Here is a 25,919-nt window from a genome sequence, read left to right on the forward strand (position 1 = left end):
AATGGATATATTGATTTTTGATTTAAAAGGCAAATTTGCTCACTTTAGAAAATTCTATACAAATTCTTCTTCTCTATCTTATTCAATTCCTCCGAGAACTGTAATTGAAGGTATAATAGGAGCTGTTTTAGGTATGGAAAGGGACAGTTATTATGAAATGTTATCTAAAAATATATGTAATATTGCCCTTAGAAAGCTTTGTAGTATCTATAAAATAATGCAGACTGTAAACTATATTAAAGCTACCAGTGAAAAGTATCTTATAGAACCAAAGGAACATACACAGATACCCTTTGAAATAATAACCTCTAAAGATAGTCTTGTGTACAGAATTTATATAAATTCAAATAATATGAAAATTATGGATAGCCTTAAACACAGTATAGAAAATAAAAATTTTGAATATATACCTTATTTAGGGGCTGCTCCTTTTAACTGCAGCCTGCATTTTGTGGCCAGTGTACAGGGAAAACAGATGGATTGTAATAGCTGGCAGGAAATAAGCTCCGTTATAAATTCAGAGTATATATGCAGTGGAGGTATTGATGTAGGTAAACAGAATCTATTTTTAGTAAAAGAAAAAATGCCTGCAGATTTTACAGATGGCAGAATAATACATGAAGTGAATTCCTATGTATATGATGAAAATGGACAAAGCATAAAAGTTAAATTAAATTGTAAGTCTGTGAATGTAAAATATAATAATGTAGATGAAAATATAGTTTTCATGTGAGAGGAGGAATTTCATGGAGTTTTATTCTCACAATAATCCGAAGAAAAAAATGATACTACATTTAAAAGAAGTAAAGCTTTTAAGTGAGACTTTAGTGCCGGATGATTTGAAACAAATAAATGAAATAATAAGTTTCACTCATGATTTTGGAAAATATACTACTTATTTTCAAAATTATATAATGAAGAATGATGAAAGTTCTGGTGAACTTAAAAACCATGGCTTTATATCTGCTGTTCTTGCAGCGTATATTTGTTTTGAAGTATTTGAAGCAAAAAGTAAATATCCTCTTATTGCATATAACTGTGTATTGCACCATCATGGAAATCTTCAAAATCCAGATTATGATCTTCCAAAAGAACTCAGCGGTATAAATAAACGTAAAGATGATGCATTTTTTCTAGAAAAGTTGAATAATTCTTTAGAACAACTTAGAGATTTAAAGAATAATAAAGAATGGATAATAAAAGACTATGAAGAATTGGGATATGGAAAATATATGGAGAAATTTTTAAATATGAATTCTTTTGATAACATACTTGTATCTCTTAGAAAAATAAGCTTTAAAATAGATATGACAGGTAAGAGCGAAGATATATATTTTTTACACCAGATATTATATTCTGCCCTTATATCCGGGGATAAATTAAGTGCTTCAAATACACATCTGCCCCAAGTCAAATTTGGAAATTATAGAATGTTAGATAAAGTTAGAAGGGAAAAATGTAGTAATGACACAAAGGATATAAATAGAATAAGAGGATATATATTTAATGAGGTAAGCTGTAATATAGAAAAAAATTATTTAAATAATGACATATTTTCCATAACTGCACCTACGGGAACTGGCAAAACTTATACTGGATTTTTTACAGCATTAAAGCTCAATAAATTATTAGGTGGAGGCAGAAAAATAATTTATGCACTGCCTTTTACATCTATAATTGATCAGAATTACAATGTAATCTATGAATTATTTAAAGATGTACAGAATTTTGAAAAGGAAGACAGCGGCTATATAATTAAACATCATAGCTTGTCCAATGTGGTTTATAATTCAGAAGATGAGGATTACAGTCGAGATCAGGCAGAACTTTTAATTGAAAATTGGAATAGTGGAATAGTGGTTACTACTTTTGTACAATTATTACAAACTTTAATTGGCACTAGAAATAGAATGCTCAAGAAATTTGATGCCATAAGAAATTCGATAATTCTTCTGGACGAGATTCAATCATTGGATATTAGATATTATAATTTAATAGATAATGTATTAAAGTGGTGCTGTAAATATTTAAATTGTAAAATTATATTTATGACTGCCACAAAGCCTATAATTCTAAAAGATGCATTAGAACTTTTGAAAAACAGTAAAAAATATTTTAATTATTTTAATAGAACTAGATTGATACTTGATTTAAGTCCTATAACTGTAGAAAAATTTCTAGAAAAATTCAATGATAATGTTGAAGAAAAATCTTACTTAATAGTTTGCAATACAATTTCACAATCGTTAAAGATTTATAATAATTTAAGTTTTTCCGATAGAAAAGTATATTATTTATCTACTAACTTATTGCCTTTACATAGGAGAACTGTAATTAGAGAAGTGGGAGATAGACTTGAGCATGGAGAAAAAATAATACTTGTATCCACTCAAGTAGTTGAAGCAGGGGTAGACTTTGATTTTGATAATGTTATAAGAGATATTGGTCCCCTTGATTCCATAATTCAATGTGCAGGCAGGGGAAATAGAAATGGACAAAAGGATACCTGTAATGTTTATGTTCATTTTATGGTAAATGAACATAATAGTTCCTTTGGCTCTATGGTATATGGTAAAGGACTTATCAATATAACTAAAGAAATTTTAGAAGATTTAAATATTGTTGAGGAAAATAACTATTTTGATCTAATAGAAAAATACTTTAAAAAAGTAAACGATAATGTTAATGGGGATGATGTGTCTCGGGGATTTTTGAAGTCCATACAAAAATTATATTTTACAAAGGAGGGTTATGACTATAGTCTTGATAAATTTTCTTTAATTAAAGATAACCCTGATTATGTTGATGTATTTTTTAGAATTAATGAAGAAGCAGAAAAAATTTACGTCAAATTTTTGAAAATGATTGAAGAAAAAAACATAAATAAAAGAAGGACTATATATATTGAAATAAAAAATAAACTTAGAGATTATACTTTGTCTCTTCCTAAAAAGGAAGCATCAAAGTTTCAAGGAAAATTTATGTTAAATGTTTCTCAAGAGGCTTGTGACTATTATTACGATAAATATACTGGATATAAACGGAAAGATAATGATAACTTCATGGCATTTTAATGGATTACCTTCTATTTTAGATAATCTAGTATCTGATGGTACCATTACACAGGAACAAGAAGATGCTGTACAAAGTATATTTGAATCTAATATTTGGTTTTAATTTTAGTAAAGGTAATTATATGTTAAAAATACACACTTTTTAAAGATCTTAAATTATGATCGTTAAATTAATGTTTAGCGATCATACATGCTGAGAAATTAATTTAAGCTGAGAATATATAGTTTATTCTCAGCTTTTGATGTCAATATCTATATTTATAGATATGTATTTACTTTCCAGGGTTTATAAACATTTGAACCCAATATGGAGTTCCGTTTTTATCTTTAGCAACTCCAACTCCAATTTCAGTGAAATTAGAATTTAATATGTTTGCCCTATGACCTGGAGAATTCATCCAGGAATTCATTACTTCTGCAGCATTTTTCTGTCCGTAGGCGATATTTTCTCCTGCTGCTGTATAGCTAATACCGAATTTCTTCATCATATCAAAAGGTGAACCATAAGTAGGTGAAGTATGACTGAAATAACTATTATCAATCATATCCTGTGCTTTTGCTGTGGCTACTTTGGATAGTTCAGCATTAGCATTAAGCGGAGATAATCCATTTTTACTTCTTTCTACATTAACTAATCTAATTACTTCGTTTGCTTCTGCATCTATGGTAGAAGCTTGTCCACTATTTTCTGCTGGTTTAGGTGTAGTAGAAGTTTGTCCATTATTTTCTGCTGGTTTAGTGGTGCTGGTTTGATTGTTGTTTGTTGACGGTTTAGTGGTAGAAGTGTTGTTTTTACAAATATTTTCACAAGCATTTTTTGAAGTAACGACTGTACAGTTTTTAAGGCAGTTCTTAAATTGAGAATAGTTATTTAAGTTATTTAAATCGCATTTTAGTGAAACTTGTTGAATTGATGGATTGTTACAAGTATTTGATGTTGCTTTTGCCATAGTAGGTATAATAGTTGGTATGCCAGCTGCAATAATTAGTGTCGAAATTAAAAATTTGATTTTTTTATTCATAAAGTAAACCCCCTAAAATTTTTATGAAATTATATTAAATTTCATATTAAGTTTTTGTATATTTATTAAAAACTTATCTTAGAGTATAAATAATAAATATGAATAAATTAATTCTATTTTATGAATGAACTACAAACATTTTTGAAAATTATCAGAAATTTATGGTATATAAGGTTCATTTTTCATATAAATATAAATTTGTGAATAAAATAAGTAATTTTTTTCTTGATATGGATACAATGTTGAATTTATAGATATATATTAAATGTATTCATCATATACTATGTTTTTATTTATAAATTATAATAGAATTATGGTAAATTATTATTTCAAATTGTAATTTTAATACTTATTCATAAAATGACTTTACAGAATGAATATTATGAAAAATATATTTATAGAATTTTTTTATGCGTTTATAAATAATAATTAATTTATTAAAATCAGATATAATTTATATGCTTTAATAAAATAACTATATATCAGAATATTTTTAATATAATATTTATGCAAAAGTATATAAATTTATACTTTTATATTATAAATAAAAAAGAGTCAAAGTAGATATTGACAAATACATTTTATTATAATATTATATAGTAACATTATATATAAGAAGTTTGATTCTTATAATTTAAAATTTAATAGTATAAGTTAATATAGGATAATTTGTTAAGGTTTACTAGTAGGGGTAGAAGGAGCATCCATGTCATGTACTGAAGAATAAATGTTATAATATGGTATTTAATATTAAATTTCAGCTGTTTTAAATAAAAATTAGTATTATTTATAATAAATCAAAGGTTTATACAAATATTTTTACTTTGATTTATTTATTGTATGACTTTACTTACATAATGACTTAAAATCGTAATCTAACACAGAAATATGTTAAAGTATTGATATAAAAAGGCCTCTAGTGATTTTAAGTATAGGCCTTTTTATTATATTTATTTTGAATGTATTGTTTTATATGATATACTATAAAAATAATACATAACTTTCAGGAGGAAGAAAGCATGGTTGTGGAACCAATTAAAGATAAAAAGAAGATAGATGCACTGCTTACATACCTAAAGGAAAAAAATGAAAGGGATTGGCTGCTGGCAAAATTTCAACTTAATACAGGACTTAGAATATCAGATGTAGTTAAAGTAAGAGTACAGGATCTAATGACTTCACATCTTAGTTTTAAGGACTATTTTGTATTTCAGAAAAAGAAAATTAAATTGAATAACAATCTTAAGAAGACTCTAAAAGCTTATATAAAGCATAATAACCTTGGACAAACTAATTTTTATATTTTCCAAAGCAGAAAAGCCCCCAATGGGCCTATAAGCGTCACACAGGCGTATAGAATCCTAAAAGCTGCAGCCGTAAATCTTCATATAGAAAATTTCGGTACTCATAGTTTAAGAAAAACCTGGGGCTACTGGACTTATAAAATGAGTAGATATAACATTGGCCTCATTATGGATACATTTAATCATTCGTCCAAAAAGATCACTCTTAGATATATTGGAATAACCCAGGAAAATGAAGATGAACTGTATTCTTTAGTTCAATTTTAATGTATAATATCTGTATATATTTAGGGGCAGAAAAGCATCGTAATGAATTCATATGACAATATCCTAAAAAACTTTGTGAAGATATAAGCAAAAAGAATATTTTAGCAATTAATGAGCCAGAACTTGTAAAAGAATTTTTTAAGTTTACTATAAAGGAATTTACACTAAATTTAATTTACTAGGAGGGACCTTATATGAAAATAAAAAGCGCTTTAGAAAAAAATACTAAACAAGCTATTGTGAACAAAGTTGTTGATTATCTTGACAAAAACCCAGAAGAAAATATAAATAAGATATTTGCAGCTATTAAAATGCTCACAAAAGACAAATCTGCATTATCTCAGATTGAGTTTGTTGAGGATTACTACAATAACGATAAGCCCAAGCATGAATTTATCCAAGATATTTTAAAAAATACGGATACTAAATGTTTAAAGAAGTTTTTTACTAATTTTTTTGCAAATGCAAATTGGTATGCTGGTCCTAAGAGGCAAAAATATATGGGACAGGAGGATACTAAAATACCATTTGTTATGCTTTTAAGTCCATCTATGAGGTGTTCACTTCACTGCAAAGGATGTTATGCTTCAAGTTACAGTAAAAAAGATGATATTCCGCCAGAAGAAGTTGATAGAATTATAGGGGAGGCAAGAGACCTTGGAATTTACTATATTATTATTCTAGGTGGCGAGCCTTTCTTCAATGATTATCTTCTAGATATTTATGAAAAATATGATGATGTGATGTTCACACCATTTACTAGTGGACTTTTGCTTAATGAAAAAATTGCAGATAGACTCAAAAAATGTGGCAATGTAATACCTATGCTTTCAATTGAGGGGTTTGAAAATGATACCGATGCTCGTAGAGGAAAGGGAACATACCAAAAAGCTTTAAAGGCTATGGATATGCTCCATGAAAGAGGTATATTGTTCGGAGTATCTTCAGCGGTTACGAGAACTAATATAAACACAGTGCTCAGTGATGAATTTACAGATATGTTAATCGAAAAAGGTTCAAGAATGAGCTGGTACTTTTTGTTCATGCCTGTCAATGGAGAAGATGAAGATTTTAATATGATGCTTACAGCAGAACAGAGAGATTACCTTGGAAGAAGATCCAGAGAAATAAGAGCTAATAAACCATATTTTACTATAGATTTCTTTAATGATGCTCCATATGTTGGAGGATGTATTGCAGGTAAATACTTTTTCCATGTTAATTCGAAAGAAGATGTTGAACCGTGTATATTTTCACATTTTTCAACTGTTAATTTGAAGGGGAGACATTTGATAGATGCATTTAGGGATCCATTTTTTAAGAAGTTAAGATCTATGCAGCCTTATAATAAGAACATGTTGAGGCCATGTAGTATGATAGATAATACCAATGTCATAATAGATGTGTGTAAGGAAGTAGGGGCGAAACCGGATGATGATGGAGCAGAAAAAATGCTTCATGACAGTGAATTTCATAGAAAAATAACAAAATCAGCAGAAGATTTTGCACCATATGCAGAAAAAACATGGAAGGAAGTTTTTAAGCAAGAAGGTAATGATAATTTTTCTAAAGGATAATATAGACTATACCTTGTCAAGTAAACAATAAAGATAATAAAAAATCTGAAACTTTTACGAATTTAATTTGCATTATTATAGAAATTAAGAAACAAATGCAAGAGTACTTAAATATGGAAAAAATGAGCTGGAAATTTGTTTAGTAACAATTGATTTACATCAGTATCATATGCTTATGATGAAAGAATATTTTGCTATGTTTTTGAAAAATAAATCTTTTCTTATTCTTATTTATTGTATTTATATATATATATATATTAGATTGTTTATTTATAATTAATGTAGGCTATAGAATCAATGCAATAAAATATATTTTTTATTTAAGTTAGGTGATAATTATATGAAAATAGTTTTTATTGTGCCGGCAGCAGATATAAGAAGAAATTCTATATATAGGTTTGGAGAAAAGATATATGGACATACAAATAGTATTGTAGGCCCGCTTATACTTGGTAGAATTTTAGAAAATGCAGGTCATAATGTAGAAGTATATGAAGAATTATACAAAGATTTAAACTTTAATAAATTTAAAACTGCAGATTTGATACTATTGTATACCATGACTTCTAACTCAACTAGAGCTTACTATATTGCAGATTATTTTAGAAATAAAGAACATAAGAGGGTTATAATAGGAGGAATACATGCATCAGGTATGCCAGAAGAAGCTTTACAGCATGCAGATCAGGTGATTGTAGGTGAAGGAGAGAGAGTAATTAAAGATGTAGTTGAAGGTAAAATCAAGGATAGAATAGTTTATTCAAAATGTATAGAAAATTTAGATGAAATACCATTTCCAGATTATAATATTCTTAAAACCCCATGTGATGCGGCCAATGTAATTACATCAAGGGGATGTCCCTTTAAATGTTCTTTTTGTACTACATCAAGAATGTTTTATCCTTACAGAAAAAGGACGCCAGATAATGTAATAGAAGAACTTAAAATGTATAAAAAGCAAGGATTTAAATATATGAATTTTGAAGATGATAATTTTACTGCAGATAAAGCTAGGGCTAAAGAAATATTAAAAAAGATGATTTCAAATAATTTGGTATTTAAAGAGACGTTCTTTTTTGGAAGAACAGATATGGCAAATGATGAAGAATTGCTTCAATTGCTTCATGATGCTCATTTAAATAGAGTACTTATAGGAATAGAATCTTTGAACCAGAAATCTTTAGATGATATAAATAAAAAACAAAAAATTTCTGATATTGAGAAATGTGGTGAGGTTCTTGTAAAATATAAAATAAAAATTATAGCAAGTTTAGTACTTGGATTAGATGGCGACAGCAAGGACGATATGGAAAAAGGTGAGAAATTTTGCGAAAAAATAAATGCTTATCAATTTCAACCTGCTATTTTAACTCCTTTTCCCAAAACTCCTATTTATGAACAGTACAAAAATGAACATCGTATACTGAATAATGATTGGCAATATTTTGATATGATGGTAGTAAATTTTAAGCCTAAAAATATGTCGCCTTATGATTTACAAAGTGAGTTTTTTAAATTAACAAAAATGTTTTATACTTTTAAATCCTCTTTCATAATGTTTAAAATTTTTGGATTTGCAGCAGGAATTAGAAGATTAGGATTATGGTTTGCAGTTAAGTTTTCAAATATATTTTTTAAAATAAAATCTTGTATAAAAGATGGAAATATATATAATAAATTAAAAGAAATTTCTAATGGCATGAATAGTTTTAGTGGGTAATAATTAAAAAAAGTGTAAATACAAGGCTATATGCGAACTGGGAAGACAATGCCATTACATCATCTTTTATAAATTTTATATTGACAAAATATTTTAAAGGCCTTATAGTGTATATAAATCAAAAATGAGTTAATTAAATATAGATTTCTTATCAAGAGAGACGGAGGGACTGGCCCTATGATGTCCGGCAACCAGAAAATTTATATTTCATGGTGCTAATTCCAGCAGGTATTTAGTTTGGAACCTGATAGATAAGAGACTAGAGGATATAAACTTCCTGAAGTTTCTTTACAGGAAGTTTTTTATTTTAATTTAATACAAGATAATGAAAAATATATGGAATTGGCTCGCTATTTAATTATAAAGCATGAATTGGAGGTAGTAAAAATGAGTAGATTATTTACATCAGAATCTGTTACGGAGGGACATCCAGATAAAATTTGTGATCAAATATCGGATTCCATATTAGATGCCATTATTGAAAAAGATGAGAATGGAAGAGTTGCTTGTGAAACGGTTGTGAATACAGGAATTGTAATTTTAGTGGGTGAGATATCAACTAAGGCTCATATAGATATACCTAAGATAGTGAGAAAGACTATAAGTGATATTGGATATAATAATTCAAGATTTGGATTTGATGCATCTAACTGTGCTGTAATAACATCCATAGATGAGCAATCCTCAGATATTGCACTTGGAGTGGATGATTCTTTGGAATCTAGAAATGGTGAAAAAGATAGTATTGAGGCAATTGGAGCAGGAGATCAGGGAATAGTATTTGGATTTGCAACTAATGAAACACCGGAATATCTACCCCTTCCAATAGTATTGGCTCACAAGCTTGCAAAGCAGCTTGCGGAGGTAAGGAAAAATAATATAATTCCGTATTTGGGTCCGGATGGCAAAACCCAAGTTACAGTAGAATATGAAAGGGATAAGCCTATTAGAATAGATACTGTACTCATATCTTCTCAACATGAGGATAATATAAGTCATGATAAAATTGAAGAAGATATAATAGATAAGGTCATTAAAGTAGCAATACCAAAATGGTTAATAGATTCCCATACAAAGTATCTGGTTAATCCTACTGGACGATTTGTAAAAGGGGGGCCAGAAGCGGATTCAGGTCTTACGGGAAGAAAAATAATAGTTGATAGTTATGGAGGATATGGGAGACACGGAGGCGGAGCATTTTCAGGGAAAGATCCAACTAAGGTAGACAGGTCAGGAGCTTATGCTGCAAGGTGGGTGGCAAAAAATTTGGTGGCAGCGGGCATAGCAGATAAAATTGAAGTAGAAATAGCCTATGCCATAAGTGTTGCTAAACCTGTATCTATAAGTGTAGATACTTTTGGCACAGGTAAAGTAATAGATGATGATCAAATAGTAGAAATTATAAATGAAGTATTTGATTTAAGGCCGGCAGCTATTATAAGGGATCTTAATTTAAGAAGACCTATATATAAAAATACTGCTGTATATGGACATTTCGGCAGAACTGACATAGATGCCCCTTGGGAAAGGCTTGATAAAGTTAATGAAATAAAAAGTGTATATAAAAATTATAAAAAATTGGTCAGCAGTCTTTAATTATATTAGTATATCAAATAAATCATTATACCTTGCATAATACTGCTTGAACAGCAGTATTATGCAGCAAAATATTGGAGGGGAAAATATAAGATGATTGATAAGAACAATGTTGATTTTATAACAAAATGCATTCATGTAGGAAATGGAATTGACAAGGAAACAGGAGCTATCAGACGTCCTATAACTATGGCAAATTGTTATAGACTGCCGGAGGATGCATCTTCTATAAATTGGAGTGATGTAGATCAGCTACTTTATACAAGGAATACTTCTGCTAACCAGATATACCTTCAGGAAAAGTTAGCTTCCCTTGAGGAGGGAGAAGATTGTGTGGTACTTGCAAGTGGTGTTTCTGCATTGGCTGGTGTATTTTTTGCCTTTTTAAATAAGGAGTCACATGTAATTTGTTCCAATGTCTCCTATATAGCAGTTTATAGATTATTAAATGAATATTTACCAGATAAGTATGGAATAGAAGCAAGTCTTGTAGACACTTCTAATTTAGAAGAGATAAAAAGAGCAATACGACCAAATACAAAGCTTATCCATATTGAAACTCCAGGAAACCCTACTACTAAAATAAGTGATATTGAAGAAATATCTAAAATTGCAAAATCCATTGGAGCTTTATTAAGTGTTGATAGCACCTTTGCATCTCCATTTTTACAAAAACCTCTGCAGCTTGGGGCTGATCTTGTCATACACAGCTTGACAAAGTATATAAATGGACATGGAGATGCCATGGGAGGAGCAGTAATTGGTAAAAAAGAACTTATAGATAAAATAAAACGTGAAGCTATGGTTAATCTGGGAGGAACTATAAGTCCTTTTAATGCATGGTTAATTATGCGTGGAGTTGTAACACTTCCACTGCGTATGAAACAGCATAGTGAAACTGCATTGGAGGTGGCTAAATATCTTGAATCAAACCCAGTAGTAAAGTTTGTAGCATACCCTGGACTAGAAAGCCATCCGCAGCATGATATTGCCAAGAAACAGATGAAAATGTATTCGGGGATAATTTCTTTTGCACTTAAAGCAGATGTAGATACACATAATAAATTTATTAATTCACTGGAATTGATCACTCAGGCCGTTTCATTAGGGCATGATGAGAGCTTAATTGTTTATACTGGCCCAAATGATGAGAGAATTAACTTTTACCCAGAGGTGTTTAAGGATGGATATGTTAGATTTAGCATAGGACTAGAAAGTGCTAGTGATATTATATCTGATTTAAAACAGGCCTTGGAAAAATGCGGATTACAGTAAGTTGGTAAATAAAAATTAAGTAAGCATTATCTGGAGAAATACTTACTTAAAGAGCAGATTTAATTTTTATGTAAATCTGCTCCTATTTAGTATAATAGAATTATTTTAAATAGATATTATTATAGCTTATTCAAATCATAAGGTGTTTCCTGATATACATAATAATTGAGCCAATTTAAAAATAGTAGGTTAGAATGGCTTTTCCAATTTGATAAAGGGGTTTTATCTGGATTATCATCTGGAAAATAATTTTTGGGTATATCTATAGGTAAATTCAGTGCTATATCTCTTTCATATTCTGATTTTAATGTTAAAGTATCATATTCAGGATGTCCAGCAATAAAGATCTGGCGTCCACCTTTTGTCGCTACTATATAGACACCAGCTTCCTTGGATTCAGAAATTATTTCTAGTTCAGGAATTTTTTCGATATCCTTTCTTTTTACAAAGGTATATCTGGAATGTGGCGCATAAAATATATCATCAAAACCTCTAAAAAGTTTAATATTAGCCCTATTTATAGTATGAGAGAAAACACCGGATATTTTTTTATCCAGCATATATTTTGGAATTTTAAAGTGATGGTAAAGTCCTGCCTGAGATCCCCAGCATATATACATAGTTGAATAAACATTTTGGGTACTCCAATCCATAATTTCAGTTAATTCTTTCCAATAATCAACGTCCTCAAATTCAAGTTTTTCTATGGGTGCACCTGTTATTATCATACCATCGAATTTTTTGTTTTTTATCTCTTCAAAAGTTTCATAATATTTAATTAAATATTCTTCAGGAGTATTTTTTGAATTATGAGACTTTAAATACATTAAAGATATATCAACTTGTATAGGTGAATTACTTAACAATCTTAAAAGTTGTATTTCAGTAATGGTTTTAAGGGGCATTAAATTTAATATAATTATATTAAGTGGTCTTATATCTTGTCGTACTGCATGATTTTCATTCATAACAAATATATTTTCAGCTTTTAATACTTTAGAAGCTGGAAGATTATTAGGTATATTTATTGGCATAAAATCCCTCCTTAAATTATAATATTTTTAGTGGTAATCAAATAAAAATCTTATTATTCAAATTTCAATTTTGGAGTTAAAATAAAATAAAAGTTATTTTTCTGTAAGAAAAATAACTTTTACAATAAACTAATTTGAAATTATTTTCCTTATCTCTCAGAAATAATCTGCTGGAATTAACACCATACATTTTAATAAAATGTTGGTTGTCGGGTTTCATAGGGCCAGTCCCTCCGCCGCTCTTGATAAGATTAAATTTGATTTTATATTACATGCTATACTAAAATTTCATTTTTGTCAATAATTCATTTTAACTGAAGACTAATCGATTTAAAGACCGGATTCTCTAAATTTATGTTCTGAAGTTCTTATTAAATTATGTAAAGGCCGTTTTAAAAGTGACAAAAGTAAAAATACACAAGAAAAATCATAATTATTACTGCTTAGTTTATTTTGAATATCTTTTAATTCTTTATTTAAATTTATGTAATAATATATTATATTACTGACTAGTCAGTAATATAATTAAACATCTTTTTTGTACTGGTGTCAATAAATTAAACCATGAAATTTATTGATTAGTCTATTTATTCTCTTAGACTTTATCTAAATCTAGAAATCATTTAACATAAATAGTATATGAGAATTAAAGCATGGCCAATCTTAGATAAAAAAGAGTATGCTGTTTATAGAGTAGTTAGTAAAGGCATAATAGGAGATAGGCTGGCGTTAAAAATGCCTTAAATACGAAACTTATATAATTTATGGATTATGTGATATAATAATATGTAATGTAGATAAAGTATTAGTTCAGTAACAAATTGTATAAAAAATTTTAATGAATAAATATTTATTTTGAAATTTCACTTTTTATAATACCTTAGTTTTTTCAAAATGAGTATAATCAGTGTAAACCATGTTACTGGTTATAAATTGTTAACAATATTGACACATAAGTGTAATAACTATTTAGTAATATGTAGTAATATTCATTATTATAAAATTATTATAAAAGCCTTTTTAGGCGGAAATGGAGAGAAATTATTATGAAATTTAAAGGTAAGAGTGCATTTGAAAAATCAGGTAAGTTTTCCAGCTGGATTGCTTTTTATATTGCTGCTTTAGTCACAGCATTGGTTGGAATTGCATTATTGGTAAATAATATTATATTATTTAGAAAGACTGTAAATCAATATGTAGCTCAAGGGTATTCTGCAAATATTGTACTTGAACAATTAGTACCATCTCAATTATTACCTGGAATATTTGAGTTTATTGGTGTGTATGGGGGAATTGTATGTATTTTAATAGGAATAGGTATAATTAATAAGAAATTTTCAAAACTTTTTGGTAAATTATATAATTGTGATAATAGTTTAGAAGAAGATATGCCAGAACAAGAGGTTATCGAAGTAAATCAGGCAGAAAATGTAGAAACTCCAAAAAACACAGAAATGGATAAATACGATGAAAATAAGGGTATAGAAGAGACAAATAAAGAACAATAGCCAGTAAAAAAAGTTTTACTTTTTAATCTTAAGTCAGTACATATTAAACATATAATTATATAAAGAAAAATAATTTATATTATTTTATTCCAATATTAAAAAAAAGATTATATAATTTAATTAAAACAAAAATATGGGGGATGTTTGCTGATGGATTGGAAAGAAAAGTATATTTATGAATTATGCAGTAAAACAATTGATGGCGAAAAGGCGTTAAATGCAATTAATAACTTTGTAGCTGAGATGAAAAACGTATTAGACAAGTATTATGTAAAAAAGTCTACTATAGAAATTGATGAGGATAAAAATACTATTAAAATTTATGGAAATGTTATAAAATGGAATATTACTGGAGAAAAATTTGAATTAAGTTCTAATAATGGTAAAAGTATAAATATATCTGTTTATAAAAATAAACATAAAATTAGATATTGTGAGGGTAGTCATACTAAAAAATCAGGAGTGTATATACTTAATAATAGTGATGCATACAATCATTATGTAGATGAAGCTTTTGAATATCTGTTAATGCTAGATAATTAGTGTATTAAATTTTTTAATTATTCTTCTCTTTGTATTGAAAATTAATATGTAAATCATTAAAATATCATAAATCTATTTTATCCGAAGGCTGCCGACAACATTCACAACTCCTTTAAAGTGGGAGATAATCACTGATATGCTATGGATAAGTTCTTCCAAGGTTCAAATGGAAAAAGGTAGTTCTCATGAGTAAGTTCCACCTGAACCTAAGAATCACTTGATATGTAAATTATATTACAGTATAAATGAAAAAGAATAGTGGCAACATATAAACGTAATTTAAAGTGGTTAGATTATAGATTCATGATATGGAGGAGAATAAAAGTATGAATATTAACGACAAGAATTTACAAGAAGCAAGAAAATTAAATCAACAATCTAAAAATAAAAAGGGAAATGCATCAAGCAATGTGAGTTCTTTAATAAATAATGATTCAAATATTCAAGAAGCCAGACAATCGAACCAGCAATCAAGGGAAAAAAGTAGTTCACCTAGTTTTACTAATAGTATAAATAATTTAGAAGAAACTAAAAAATTAAATCAACAATCAAGACAAAATAAAGGTAAATAACTAACTAATTAATTTTACCAGTAAAATTTACAAATAAAATCCATCATATTACAGTAACATAATATGATGGATTTTAGTAAATATTTTATAAATGTGAAGTGTGAAGTTTTATTGCATTGATTAGGAATTTAAGCATATCATCTCAATTAAGAGGACAGCCCTAATAAAAAAGATTATGAAGTGTTTTAAATTATATAATATACATTTAAAAATTTATACGATTGAACTTAAAAATTGTTTGATAAATTATGGCAGTTTATAAAAATAGAAAGAAGTGATATATATGGAAAGGACATTAGTACTTATAAAACCAGATGCTATGGAAAGAAAATTAATGGGTGAGATAATATCTATTTATGAAAAAAAGGGATTGCATATAGCCGCTTTAAAGATAGTAAAGCCAACTATAGAAATAGCTGAAAAACATTATAATGAACATAAAGGCAAACCATTTTTTCAAGAGCTGATTAATTTTATTACACGCAGTGAAGTCTGTGCTTTAATTATAGAGGCGGATAATGCAGTAGAATTAGTGCGAAAAATAAATGGAGATACAGACCCTTTAAATGCAGAAGTAGGAACTATAAGAGGAAAGTTTGCTATATCAAAATCTGAAAATGCAGTCCATTCCTCAGATAGCTCGGAAAGTGCAGAACGTGAAATAGAAATATGGTTCTCTAATTAAATTTTATTTAAGTGGTATATTGAGTTAAAGCTGAAATATCAAATTGAAATTATTATGCTCTAACTTTAAAGCTTAAACCAGTAAAAGCAGCTTATACAACAAAAATTAATTTTAAGGGAAATTATTTGCAATAACCTTTAACTGCATCTCTCCATACTATATATCCCTTTCCATTTATATGCAGTCCATCTACAGTATATTCCCGGTAAAGCTTATTTTCATTGGGTAAAGTGAAAAGAGAATATAAATCTATATATTTAATATCAAAATTTTTACAAAGTTCTCTTAAAGAAGCATTTAGCTCTATTATTTGTTTGTCATTTGTATTAGTTTTAAATAAATCCTTATTTATAGGTAGTACACTTTGAACATATATAGTAGTGTCAGGGGAATTCTCTTTTATAGTTTCTAGTATCTTAGAGTAGTTAGTTATTATGTTTTTTGAGGTTAAGCCCCTGCCTATATCGTTTATTCCCAGCATAATAAAAATTTTGCTTGGTTTTAATCTGGTTATTTCACTTATTCTATTTAATGTACCAGAGGTTGTATCATAACTTATACCTCGATTTAACACATTAGGATTATTCAATAGTTCATTCCATTCGGCAATATCTATCAAGCTATCTCCTAAGAATATTATTTTTCCATAACCACTATAGGTATTCATAAAAGTGGTTACTCTGTTTATGTAATATTGTTGATAGATATCAGTACTTAAATTTATATTGATCATTTGTTCCATATTTTCTGGATTTGAAGAACTAGCAGTATTATTTAAATAATTAGAGCTTGAGGATGTAGAGCTAAAAGGTGTATATATTTTATTAATATGTTTTTCGCAGTTTACTAAAATAATTAATAATGCTAGAGTAACTATAATTAATGTTGAAATTTTTTTGATTTTCATATATTATCTCTCCTTGTATAATGTAGTTACAATATTCGATAGAAAACTATCTTGAATTCTAACGAACATTATAACTCATTTCTTTTAATTCATTCGAAGATTTTCTACCCGATAGGGTGTACTAATCTCGTCTAATTTAGTTTTCTATTTAAGCCACACTAGTAAATACTGTCGTATAATATCTTCTGAATAGAAGATAGATGTATCTCTCCTAGGAAGTAACTCTAAAAAGTTATTACTACCTGAAAAAAGAGTATCATTCCATCAGTGAGAGTTCTATGTTTAGAGTGTTATACAATTTTAATTTTACATATTTATTTTTAAAAAAATTAAAATAAATATACTTCCGTAAAATTTAATTACATAACTAGAATAACATGTTATTGAAAAAATTGTTTAAAAAATATGTAAAAATTACAAAGAAAATTAAATATTAATAAAAAAATTTGTTGTTTTTGAATATATTTTTGAAGACAAGCCTTTTATATGTTAAAATGAACTGGGTGGTATCCATTTGGAACTACACTTTATTTTATGGGAGGAAAATCATGCAGTTAAATATGCTGAAATCCAAAATTCATAGAGCTACTGTTACAGAAGCAAATCTTAATTATGTAGGTAGTATAACAATTGATAGAGAGCTTATGGAAAGAGCCCACATAATTGAATATGAAAAGATTCAAGTTGTAGATATAGATAATGGAAATAGACTTGAAACTTATGTTATAGCAGGAGAAGAGGGAAGTAAGGTAATTTGTTTAAATGGAGCTGCTGCCAGATGTGTACAGCCAGGAGATAAAGTTATTTTAATGACTTATTGTCAGATAGATGAAAAAGAGGCTAAAGCTCATAAACCCATAGTGGTATTTTTAAATGAAAATAACTCAATTTCTCAAGTAACTGATTATGAAAAACATGGACAAGTAAAATAATAAAATTAAGCCTATTTTTTAAGTAGGCTTAATTTTTATATTCTTCTAATTTTGAGAGAATTCATACCATTTAGTTTTCATTATAGGAGGAGTATAGTTTTTCATTTTTTCTACTAATAAGAGGGGGTTGTCCGATATTGAAATAATTTTTAAACTAGATTTATCCATAAAGCCCTCAGTACAGGTAGCATTAAGCATATCCATAAGAGGATTGTAGTAATTTAATACATTTAATAATCCAATGGGCTTTTTATGAATTCCAAGCTGGGCCCAACTGAGAACTTCAAATAGTTCTTCATAAGTGCCAAGACCCCCAGGAAGGGCTATAAATCCATCAGAGAGATCAGCCATAATTTTTTTTCTTTCATGCATATCTTTAACCTCAATAAGTTTGGTTAAATTTTCATGAACTGATTCACCGGAGAAAAGTCCTTTAGGAATAACACCTGTAACTTTTCCATTATTTTTTAAAACTTCCTTTGATATTTCTCCCATAAGTCCTACTTTTGAACCACCATATATTAATTCTATTTTATTTTCCACTAATATTTTGCCAAGAAGTCTGGCGTTTCTCTGGTATTCTGGATGTAAACCGGAATTAGAACCAGAATAAACACATATTGCTTTCATTTATGATAAACCTCCTGAAATACATTTTTAAGCTGAAATAGTACATATTGTTTATCTTATATTATATGAATAAGACCTTAATAAACTTACAGTAATTTTTATTAAATTATTATTTATTATCATATAGACTCATATGTTTTATAATATCCTTATATTTTTGGGAAACTTCAGGATAGACTGTGAGCATGGTATCAATAACATAATCAATATTTGTGTCATCAATTTTTTTTGCATTGGTGCCATTAAAAACTATCATGTCCTTGCTGTCTAAAGAATTATAGATCTCACTTACAATAGGTGACTGCATAACCTTATCATTTTCTATGCATTTTTCTGAAAAATATAGTATATCTTCGACTACAATAAGCTGACCATAAGTGTATTCTTTTTGACAAGGTTTTAAATTGTAATCTGTACTGCAATCAAACATAGTATGTTCAACATGTTTAAAATCAAGTACATTTTCATTTTCTTTTCTAGTTAGCACGCATCTAACATCTAATTCCATTAATCTTTTTTGCATATGTTCTGAAAAACTTTTTCCAAATTCAGCAATAAACATTTTCATTGATATTGTTTTTTTCATTTTATAATTTTTTTTATACATATCATATCTCCTTTTTATTTTATATATAAAAAACCACCTTTTAATGGCGGTATATCAATACAAATTATATATTAAAGCTAGGTTTTAAATTAAATATTTTAAAATTTATAGAGTTTTTGCATGAATAATAGGGGTATACTACTCTTTATTTAGAATTTTTATATTAGTTTTTGGATGTAAATCAATCATTACATAATAATTATAACATAAATAGATGTGTAATAGTAGAAGAATAAAAAACTTCTATGAAAATCAAGTGATTAAGAGATTAAGGTAGGAGTTTGTTTATAAGGGATGCTTTTCTCCATCTGAACCTTAGAGGAGCTTATAAAGGGGTGTAGCAGTGATCATCTCCAGTTTTGAAGAAGCTGTAGGTGTTAGCTAATTCCAGTCTTTGGATAAATGATTTGAATGTTAAGTAATTTGTATAAAAAAGTGAAATTATAATTTATAAAACTTGCATAGTATAAAAAAATGTGATAAAATCATTATTAAAATGTTGATAAATTTATAATATCTTTAATATCAGGTAATTAAAATTTAAAGATATTATTGTATTTATTCATAATTAAAGAAGAATAGGTTTGAGATGCATTTCTGGGGCTTAGAGAAATGCATTTTTATTCAAAAAGTTTTTTAGATAGGGGCTGACGGTATGAATTATAGTTCGGGATTTCCTTCAAAACAAGGTCTTTATGATCCAAAATATGAGAAGGATTCTTGTGGAGTGGGCTTTATAGCCAGTATAAAAGGTGAAAAAACCCATGATATTGTAAAAAAAGGTATTCAAATTTTAGTTAATTTAACTCACAGAGGGGCAGTAGGTTCTGATACTAAAACTGGAGATGGAGCAGGTATACTTGTTCAAATTCCAGATGAATTTTTTAGAATAAGTTGTGATAATTTAGGGATGGAATTGCCTAAGGCTGGAGAGTACGCAGTTGGAATGGTATTTTTCCCTAAGGAAACCGCTTTAAGACTGCAGTGTGAAGGAATAATTGAAAGGGTGACAGAAGAGGAAGGACAAAAAGTATTAGGCTGGAGAGATGTTCCAACTGACAACAGGAGTATAGGAGAAACTGCCAAAGGTACAGAACCTATTATAAGACAGATATTTATAGGAAAGAATTTAAAAGATCAAAATGCGTTTGAGAGAAAGTTGTACGTAATTAGGAAAAGAGTAGAAAATGAAGTAAGAAAACTTCTTGGAGATATAGTAAAATCTTTTTATATATGTAGTCTTTCAAGTAGAACTATAGTTTACAAAGGGCTATTACTGGCAGAACAGATAAAAAAGTTTTATATTGATTTAAATGATATAAATTTTAAAAGTGCTATTGCCTTAGTACATCAAAGGTATAGTACAAATACTTTTCCTACATGGGATTTAGCACAACCATTTAGATATCTTGGACATAATGGAGAAATAAATACTATAAGAGGAAATAGGAATTGGATGAAGGCACGTGAAGGCGTACTTAAATCTGAAACTTTTGGAAAGGACATACAAAAGCTTTTTCCTATAGTAGATTCAGAGAGCAGTGATTCTGCTTCCCTTGATAATGCGCTGGAATTATTATATCAAGATGGCAGATCTCTTCCTCATGCACTTATGTTGCTTATACCAGAAGCATGGTTTGGAAATCAGCATATGGAGCAATACAAAAAAGATTTTTATGAATATCATGGCTCATTAATAGAGGCCTGGGACGGACCTGCTGCAGTTTCTTTTTCTGATGGTGTACAAGTAGGTGCAACTTTAGATAGAAATGGTTTGAGACCAGCAAGATATATAGTAACTAAAAGTGGTTTTGTGGTAATGGCATCGGAAGTTGGGGTATTGGAATTTAAAGAAAGTGATATAGCAGAAAAAGGAAAACTGAAACCAGGAGAAATGTTTGTTGTAGATACTGCAAAGGGAAAAATTATTAAAGATAAGGAATTGAAAGAAGAAATATGTAAGATGAAACCTTATGGGGAAATATTAAAAAATTTGAGATTTACCCTTGATATGTTCAATTCCGTTAAAGAAAAAGAGGAAATAACTCCAGAGGTGTTAAAAGAAAAGCAACAAGCCTTCGGATATACTATTGAAGATTTAAAAAGAATAATAGAGCCTATGTCAGAAAATGGTAAAGAACCGGTGGGTTCTATGGGAAATGATGCACCTTTTGCAGTGCTTTCAAATAAAAATCAGTTGCTGTTTTCCTACTTTAAACAACTTTTTGCCCAGGTAACTAATCCCCCTATAGATCCTATCAGAGAAAGACCGGTAATGTCACTTTTTAATTATATAGGATCTACTCAGGCAAATGTATTAAATACTGAAATTTTAATTGATCCTTTTATAGAGATTTATAGTCCTACATTAACAGATGAGGAAATATCAAAAATAAAAAGTTTGAGAAATAAAAATTTCAAAACTACAACAGTACCTATTACTTTTAAATATGATATGGGAATAGAAGGTTTTAAAGATGCTCTTAAAAAAATTTGTGAGAGGGCTTCAAAGAGAATAAAAGAAGGTTATAATATATTGGTGCTTAGTGATAAAAATGTGGATTCCTATGAAGCGGCAATACCAAGCCTTTTGGCAGTTTCGGCAGTACAGCATCATCTTATTAGAGAAAAAAGTCGTACAAAAGTTTCAATTATTGTAGAAACAGGGGAAGCAAGAGAAACTATGCATTTTGCATTACTTGTAGGGTGCGGTGCTTCTGCGGTTAATCCTTATCTTGTATATCAGACTATAGATCAAATGATAAAAGATGGTGATATGAAAAATATTACACCAGATGAGGCAAAGAAAAATTATATTAAAGCTGTAAATAATGGTATACTTAAGATTTTATCGAAAATGGGTATATCGCCGCTGCAAAGTTATCATGGTGCACAGATATTTGAGGCTATAGGTCTGGATTCAGAGTTTATAGATAAATATTTTGAAGGTATGCCTTCAAGAATAGGCGGAGTTGGCATTGACGTAATAGCTCAAGAAGTACTTACAAGACATAATAATGCTTTTAATAAAATAAGGAAACCTATTTCTCAGCTAGATGTAGGGGGCAATTATTCATGGAGAAAGGGAGGAGAATTTCACCTTTTCAATCCAGAGACTATATATAAACTTCAGGTTGCATCTAGAACCAATGATTATGAACTCTATAAAGAATATGCAGATATAATAAATAACCAGGATAAAAATTTATGTACAATACGTGGTTTGTTTAAATTGAAAAAGGGAAAGGAAATTCCATTAGAAGAAGTTGAACCGTTAAGTGAAATACTTAAAAGATTCTGTACAGGGGCTATGTCTTTTGGTTCTATAAGTAAAGAAGCTCATGAAACTATAGCTATAGCTATGAATAGGATAGGCGGAAGAAGCAATACAGGAGAAGGTGGGGAAGACCCTGAAAGATATATACTGGACCCTAATGGAGATTCAAGAAGAAGTGCTATAAAACAAATAGCTTCAGCACGTTTTGGCGTAACTACTGAATATTTGGTTAATGCAGATGAACTTCAAATTAAAATGGCTCAAGGGGCAAAACCAGGTGAGGGTGGACAACTTCCAGGTAGAAAAGTAGATAAGTATATTGCTAAAACTAGACACTCTACTCCAGGCATAGATCTTATTTCACCGCCTCCTCATCATGATATTTATTCTATAGAAGATTTGGCACAACTTATATATGATTTGAAAAATGTAAATCCTCAAGCAAACGTAAGTGTTAAGCTGGTCTCAGAGGTAGGAGTAGGAACAATTGCCGCAGGAGTAGCAAAGGCTCATGCAGATTTAATATTAATAAGTGGACATGATGGTGGTACAGGAGCATCGCCAATTTCATCTATTAAACATGCGGGAATTCCTTGGGAGCTTGGCTTATCAGAAACCCAGCAAGTTCTCTTGTTGAATGATTTGAGGAGTAGGGTAAGAATTCAAACTGATGGACAGCTAAAAACTGGAAGAGATGTAATTATTGCAGCTTTGCTTGGAGCAGAGGAGTTTGGATTTGCAACTACAGCTCTTGTAGTAATGGGATGTACTATGCTTAGAAAATGTCATCAAAATACCTGTGATATGGGTATAGCCACACAGGATCCGGAACTTAGAAAGAATTTTAAAGGTAAACCTGAATATATAATAAATTTTCTTACTTTTATTGCACAGGAAGTGAGAGAATATATGGCTAAACTTGGATTTAGAACGGTAAATGAAATGGTTGGAAGGGTGGATATGCTAGAAACAAAGGATGCCATTGATCATTGGAAAGCTAAGGGATTGGATTTGTCTTCAATTTTGTATAAACCATATATGCCAAAGAGAATTAAATCTTACTGTGTAATACCTCAAGATCATGGGCTCAGTGAAGCACTAGATTATAAACTTATTGAAATGTCAAAGAAAGCAATAGCAGATAAATCTAAAGTTAATATTAACATGGAGATAAAAAATGTAAATCGTTCAGTAGGTATAATGTTAAGTGGCACAATTGCTAAAAAGTATGGAAGTGTTGGACTGCCAGAAGATACCATTACAATAAATTTCAAAGGCTCTGCAGGACAAAGTTTTGGTGCTTTTGGAGTACGTGGACTTACCTTGATACTGGAAGGTGACGCCAACGATTATGTGGGCAAGGGACTATCAGGAGGTAAAGTGATTATTAAAACTCCAGAAGAAGCAACTTTTGTAGAAGAAAATAATATTATAGCTGGAAATACTATCTTATACGGAGCTACATCTGGAAAGCTGTTTTTAAATGGAAGTGTAGGAGAAAGATTTGCCGTAAGAAATAGTGGAGCTATGGCTGTAGTAGAAGGTGTTGGAGATCACGGTTGTGAATATATGACTGGCGGAATAGTGGTTATTATAGGTAAAATGGGTAGAAATTTTGCAGCTGGTATGAGCGGCGGTATAGCTTATGTACTGGATGAAGATAATTCTTTCAATGATAAATGCAACATGGAAATGGTAGAAATTGAGGAGAACTTAGATAGTGACGATATGGAAGTGATAGATAGTCTACTCAAGGAACATTATAAATATACAGATAGTACAAAGGCTGAAAAAATTCTTAATCAGTGGAATGTTTATAAAACCAAATTTAAGAAAGTAATACCTACTGCATATAAACTTATACTTGAACAACAAAAATCAGAAGCAGCTACTGCTTCTAATATGTAGGAGGTACATTATGGGAAAATTAACTGGTTTTAAAGAATATAAAAGAGAAAATCCAAAAAAGCGGACAGTGGAAGAAAGAATTAAAGATTATAAAGAAGTATACTATAAATTTCCAGAGGACAAATTGAATTTACAGGCGGCAAGATGTATGGACTGTGGTACTCCTTTTTGCAATTGGGCATGTCCTATTCAAAATTTAATTCCAGATTGGAATGATTTTATATATAAACGTGAGTGGAAAAAAGCTTTTGAAAGACTTTCCCTTACAAATACTTTTCCAGAATTTACAGGCAGGATATGTCCTGCGCTCTGTGAAGGTTCCTGTACCCTTGGAGTAAACAGAGAACCTGTATCGGCGAGGGAAATAGAACTTAATATAATAGAAAAAGCTTTTGAAAAAAGTTGGGTAGAACCTATACTTCCAAAAGTAAGGACAGGGAAAAATATAGCCATAATAGGTTCAGGACCTTCAGGACTTGCTGCTGCTGCGGAACTTAATTCCGTAGGTCATAGTGTTACTGTATTTGAAAGAGAGGATGAACCAGGGGGATTATTAAGGTATGGTATTCCTGATTTTAAATTGGAAAAGTATGTAGTAACCAGAAGAATAAATATAATGAAAGAAGAGGGAATAGTTTTTAAAACCAATACCAATGTGGGAGTAAATTACTCTACCCGTGAACTTTTGAAAAATTTTGATGTGGTAATTTTAACAGGAGGCTCTACTATTCCGAGGAATCTTAATATTGAAGGAAGAGAACTTGGAGGGATATATTTTGCTGTAGATTTTTTAAAGCAGCAGAATAAAAGAGTGTCGAAGAAATCCATTAAAGGGAAAAGTGTAACTGCAGAAGGTAAAGTGGTAGTAGTTATTGGTGGGGGAGATACAGGATCGGATTGTATAGGTACTTCTATAAGACAAGGAGCCAAAGCTGTTTATCAATATGAAGTCATGCCAAAGCCTCCAGTGGAGAGAAATGATAAAATGCCTTGGCCCATATTTCCTAAAACTCTTAAAGTAACAACTTCTCATGAAGAGGGATGTATTAGAGAATGGTGTGTAAGTACTAAAAAATTCATAGGAGAGAAGGGAGTTTTAAAAGCTCTTGAAGGTGTAAAAGTACAATGGAAAAATGAAAATGGAAAAATGGTGATGGAGGAAGTACCTGGTACGGAATTTCAGCAGCCTGTGGATATAGTTCTTTTAGCTATGGGATTCCTCCATCCTCAACATGAGGGCTTGCTGGAAGAACTTGGAGTAAAATTTGATGCTAGGGGAAATGTAATAGCTGATGAAAATTATATGACTGAAAAAGATGGCATATTTGTAGCTGGTGATATGAGACGGGGACAGTCTCTTGTAGTATGGGCATTAAATGATGGAAGAAGAGTAGCAAAAAGTGTGGACGAATATTTAATGGGAGAAACATCTTTAAGGGGATAGTGAATTAATTCACAATTCACGATGCACAATTTGTAAT

Annotated in this window: 19 protein-coding genes and 2 riboswitches; of the genes, 14 read left to right on the top strand and 5 right to left on the bottom strand. The window is 29.6% G+C overall.

The window, feature by feature from the left end:
* Position 1: 1 nt before the first annotated feature.
* Both cas5b and cas3 read left to right on the top strand, forming a co-directional pair.
* Positions 2-733, top strand: a complete 732-nt coding sequence (cas5b, locus tag AB3K27_RS10250) for a type I-B CRISPR-associated protein Cas5b (RefSeq protein WP_368491084.1) — start codon at positions 2-4, stop codon at positions 731-733.
* Positions 734-746: 13 nt separating this feature from the next.
* Positions 747-3,074, top strand: a complete 2,328-nt coding sequence (gene cas3, locus AB3K27_RS10255; protein ID WP_368491085.1) for a CRISPR-associated helicase Cas3' — start codon at positions 747-749, stop codon at positions 3,072-3,074.
* Positions 3,075-3,346: 272 nt separating this feature from the next.
* Here the strand turns inward: cas3 and AB3K27_RS10260 are convergent, their stop codons facing one another.
* The gene (locus AB3K27_RS10260) at positions 3,347-4,096 is read right to left on the bottom strand and encodes a CAP domain-containing protein (RefSeq protein ID WP_368491086.1); all 750 of its coding nucleotides are present in this window, start codon (positions 4,094-4,096) and stop codon (positions 3,347-3,349) included.
* 1,019 nt (positions 4,097-5,115) lie between these two features.
* On the opposite strand from AB3K27_RS10260, the gene AB3K27_RS10265 reads away from it, so the two are divergent.
* From AB3K27_RS10265 to AB3K27_RS10285, 5 genes are all read left to right on the top strand, one after another.
* On the top strand, positions 5,116-5,667 hold the full coding sequence (locus tag AB3K27_RS10265; RefSeq protein ID WP_368491087.1) for a tyrosine-type recombinase/integrase: 552 nt from the start codon (positions 5,116-5,118) through the stop codon (positions 5,665-5,667).
* A 194-nt stretch (positions 5,668-5,861) separates the two neighbouring features.
* Positions 5,862-7,244 carry a radical SAM protein gene (locus AB3K27_RS10270; protein ID WP_368491088.1) on the top strand — a complete coding sequence of 461 codons (1,383 nt, stop codon included), beginning with the start codon at positions 5,862-5,864 and terminating at the stop codon, positions 7,242-7,244.
* A gap of 340 nt (positions 7,245-7,584) precedes the next feature.
* Positions 7,585-8,964, top strand: a complete 1,380-nt coding sequence (locus AB3K27_RS10275; protein WP_368491089.1) for a radical SAM protein — start codon at positions 7,585-7,587, stop codon at positions 8,962-8,964.
* Positions 8,965-9,109: 145 nt separating this feature from the next.
* A riboswitch (SAM riboswitch) is annotated at positions 9,110-9,222 on the top strand.
* 129 nt (positions 9,223-9,351) lie between these two features.
* Entirely contained in the window at positions 9,352-10,560 is a 1,209-nt protein-coding gene (gene metK, locus AB3K27_RS10280) for a methionine adenosyltransferase (RefSeq protein ID WP_368491090.1), read from the top strand.
* A gap of 93 nt (positions 10,561-10,653) precedes the next feature.
* Positions 10,654-11,835, top strand: a complete 1,182-nt coding sequence (locus AB3K27_RS10285; protein ID WP_368491091.1) for a PLP-dependent aspartate aminotransferase family protein — start codon at positions 10,654-10,656, stop codon at positions 11,833-11,835.
* 119 nt (positions 11,836-11,954) lie between these two features.
* On the opposite strand, the gene metA is transcribed toward AB3K27_RS10285, so the two are convergent.
* A complete protein-coding gene (metA, locus tag AB3K27_RS10290; RefSeq protein ID WP_368491092.1) occupies positions 11,955-12,869 on the bottom strand; it encodes a homoserine O-succinyltransferase in 915 nt (304 codons plus the stop codon).
* 146 nt (positions 12,870-13,015) lie between these two features.
* Positions 13,016-13,121: riboswitch (SAM riboswitch) on the bottom strand.
* Positions 13,122-13,915: 794 nt separating this feature from the next.
* Here metA and AB3K27_RS10295 point away from each other — a divergent pair.
* The 4 genes from AB3K27_RS10295 (at position 13,916) to ndk (ending at position 16,177) form a co-directional block, all read left to right on the top strand.
* Positions 13,916-14,377, top strand: a complete 462-nt coding sequence (locus tag AB3K27_RS10295) for a hypothetical protein (RefSeq protein WP_368491093.1) — start codon at positions 13,916-13,918, stop codon at positions 14,375-14,377.
* 150 nt (positions 14,378-14,527) lie between these two features.
* The gene (locus tag AB3K27_RS10300; RefSeq protein ID WP_368491094.1) at positions 14,528-14,920 is read left to right on the top strand and encodes a hypothetical protein; all 393 of its coding nucleotides are present in this window, start codon (positions 14,528-14,530) and stop codon (positions 14,918-14,920) included.
* Between the two features lie 326 nt (positions 14,921-15,246).
* Positions 15,247-15,492, top strand: coding sequence for a hypothetical protein (locus tag AB3K27_RS10305; RefSeq protein WP_368491095.1), 246 nt, complete (start codon positions 15,247-15,249; stop codon positions 15,490-15,492).
* A gap of 283 nt (positions 15,493-15,775) precedes the next feature.
* The gene (gene ndk / locus AB3K27_RS10310) at positions 15,776-16,177 is read left to right on the top strand and encodes a nucleoside-diphosphate kinase (RefSeq protein ID WP_368491096.1); all 402 of its coding nucleotides are present in this window, start codon (positions 15,776-15,778) and stop codon (positions 16,175-16,177) included.
* Positions 16,178-16,298: 121 nt separating this feature from the next.
* Here the strand turns inward: ndk and AB3K27_RS10315 are convergent, their stop codons facing one another.
* Positions 16,299-17,084 carry a GDSL-type esterase/lipase family protein gene (locus AB3K27_RS10315; RefSeq protein ID WP_368491097.1) on the bottom strand — a complete coding sequence of 262 codons (786 nt, stop codon included), beginning with the start codon at positions 17,082-17,084 and terminating at the stop codon, positions 16,299-16,301.
* A 548-nt stretch (positions 17,085-17,632) separates the two neighbouring features.
* Between AB3K27_RS10315 and panD the strand changes: the two genes are divergently transcribed.
* Positions 17,633-18,016, top strand: a complete 384-nt coding sequence (gene panD, locus AB3K27_RS10320; RefSeq protein WP_368491098.1) for an aspartate 1-decarboxylase — start codon at positions 17,633-17,635, stop codon at positions 18,014-18,016.
* A 45-nt stretch (positions 18,017-18,061) separates the two neighbouring features.
* Here panD and AB3K27_RS10325 read toward each other — a convergent pair whose 3' ends face one another.
* Positions 18,062-18,646 (bottom strand): TIGR00730 family Rossman fold protein, encoded by a 585-nt coding sequence (locus tag AB3K27_RS10325; protein WP_368491099.1) that lies wholly within the window; start codon positions 18,644-18,646, stop codon positions 18,062-18,064.
* A 109-nt stretch (positions 18,647-18,755) separates the two neighbouring features.
* Positions 18,756-19,253 (bottom strand): hypothetical protein, encoded by a 498-nt coding sequence (locus AB3K27_RS10330; protein ID WP_368491100.1) that lies wholly within the window; start codon positions 19,251-19,253, stop codon positions 18,756-18,758.
* 655 nt (positions 19,254-19,908) lie between these two features.
* Here AB3K27_RS10330 and gltB point away from each other — a divergent pair.
* Both gltB and AB3K27_RS10340 read left to right on the top strand, forming a co-directional pair.
* Positions 19,909-24,438 (top strand): glutamate synthase large subunit, encoded by a 4,530-nt coding sequence (gene gltB, locus AB3K27_RS10335; RefSeq protein ID WP_368491101.1) that lies wholly within the window; start codon positions 19,909-19,911, stop codon positions 24,436-24,438.
* Between the two features lie 10 nt (positions 24,439-24,448).
* A complete protein-coding gene (locus tag AB3K27_RS10340) occupies positions 24,449-25,882 on the top strand; it encodes a glutamate synthase subunit beta (protein ID WP_368491102.1) in 1,434 nt (477 codons plus the stop codon).
* The last annotated feature ends 37 nt before the right edge of the window (positions 25,883-25,919 follow it).

It is taken from the genome of Clostridium sp. BJN0013 (assembly GCF_040939125.1).
Classification (GTDB): domain Bacteria; phylum Bacillota; class Clostridia; order Clostridiales; family Clostridiaceae; genus Clostridium_B.

Bases quoted from the DNA above. Each gene is read 5' to 3' on its own strand.
- cas5b (WP_368491084.1), top strand. From the start codon at position 2: ATGGATATATTGATTTTTGATTTAAAAGGCAAATTTGCTCACTTTAGA.
- cas3 (WP_368491085.1), top strand. From the start codon at position 747: ATGGAGTTTTATTCTCACAATAATCCGAAGAAAAAAATGATACTACAT.
- AB3K27_RS10260 (WP_368491086.1), bottom strand. From the start codon at position 4,096: ATGAATAAAAAAATCAAATTTTTAATTTCGACACTAATTATTGCAGCT.
- AB3K27_RS10265 (WP_368491087.1), top strand. From the start codon at position 5,116: ATGGTTGTGGAACCAATTAAAGATAAAAAGAAGATAGATGCACTGCTT.
- AB3K27_RS10270 (WP_368491088.1), top strand. From the start codon at position 5,862: ATGAAAATAAAAAGCGCTTTAGAAAAAAATACTAAACAAGCTATTGTG.
- AB3K27_RS10275 (WP_368491089.1), top strand. From the start codon at position 7,585: ATGAAAATAGTTTTTATTGTGCCGGCAGCAGATATAAGAAGAAATTCT.
- metK (WP_368491090.1), top strand. From the start codon at position 9,352: ATGAGTAGATTATTTACATCAGAATCTGTTACGGAGGGACATCCAGAT.
- AB3K27_RS10285 (WP_368491091.1), top strand. From the start codon at position 10,654: ATGATTGATAAGAACAATGTTGATTTTATAACAAAATGCATTCATGTA.
- metA (WP_368491092.1), bottom strand. From the start codon at position 12,869: ATGCCAATAAATATACCTAATAATCTTCCAGCTTCTAAAGTATTAAAA.
- AB3K27_RS10295 (WP_368491093.1), top strand. From the start codon at position 13,916: ATGAAATTTAAAGGTAAGAGTGCATTTGAAAAATCAGGTAAGTTTTCC.
- AB3K27_RS10300 (WP_368491094.1), top strand. From the start codon at position 14,528: ATGGATTGGAAAGAAAAGTATATTTATGAATTATGCAGTAAAACAATT.
- AB3K27_RS10305 (WP_368491095.1), top strand. From the start codon at position 15,247: ATGAATATTAACGACAAGAATTTACAAGAAGCAAGAAAATTAAATCAA.
- ndk (WP_368491096.1), top strand. From the start codon at position 15,776: ATGGAAAGGACATTAGTACTTATAAAACCAGATGCTATGGAAAGAAAA.
- AB3K27_RS10315 (WP_368491097.1), bottom strand. From the start codon at position 17,084: ATGAAAATCAAAAAAATTTCAACATTAATTATAGTTACTCTAGCATTA.
- panD (WP_368491098.1), top strand. From the start codon at position 17,633: ATGCAGTTAAATATGCTGAAATCCAAAATTCATAGAGCTACTGTTACA.
- AB3K27_RS10325 (WP_368491099.1), bottom strand. From the start codon at position 18,646: ATGAAAGCAATATGTGTTTATTCTGGTTCTAATTCCGGTTTACATCCA.
- AB3K27_RS10330 (WP_368491100.1), bottom strand. From the start codon at position 19,253: ATGTATAAAAAAAATTATAAAATGAAAAAAACAATATCAATGAAAATG.
- gltB (WP_368491101.1), top strand. From the start codon at position 19,909: ATGAATTATAGTTCGGGATTTCCTTCAAAACAAGGTCTTTATGATCCA.
- AB3K27_RS10340 (WP_368491102.1), top strand. From the start codon at position 24,449: ATGGGAAAATTAACTGGTTTTAAAGAATATAAAAGAGAAAATCCAAAA.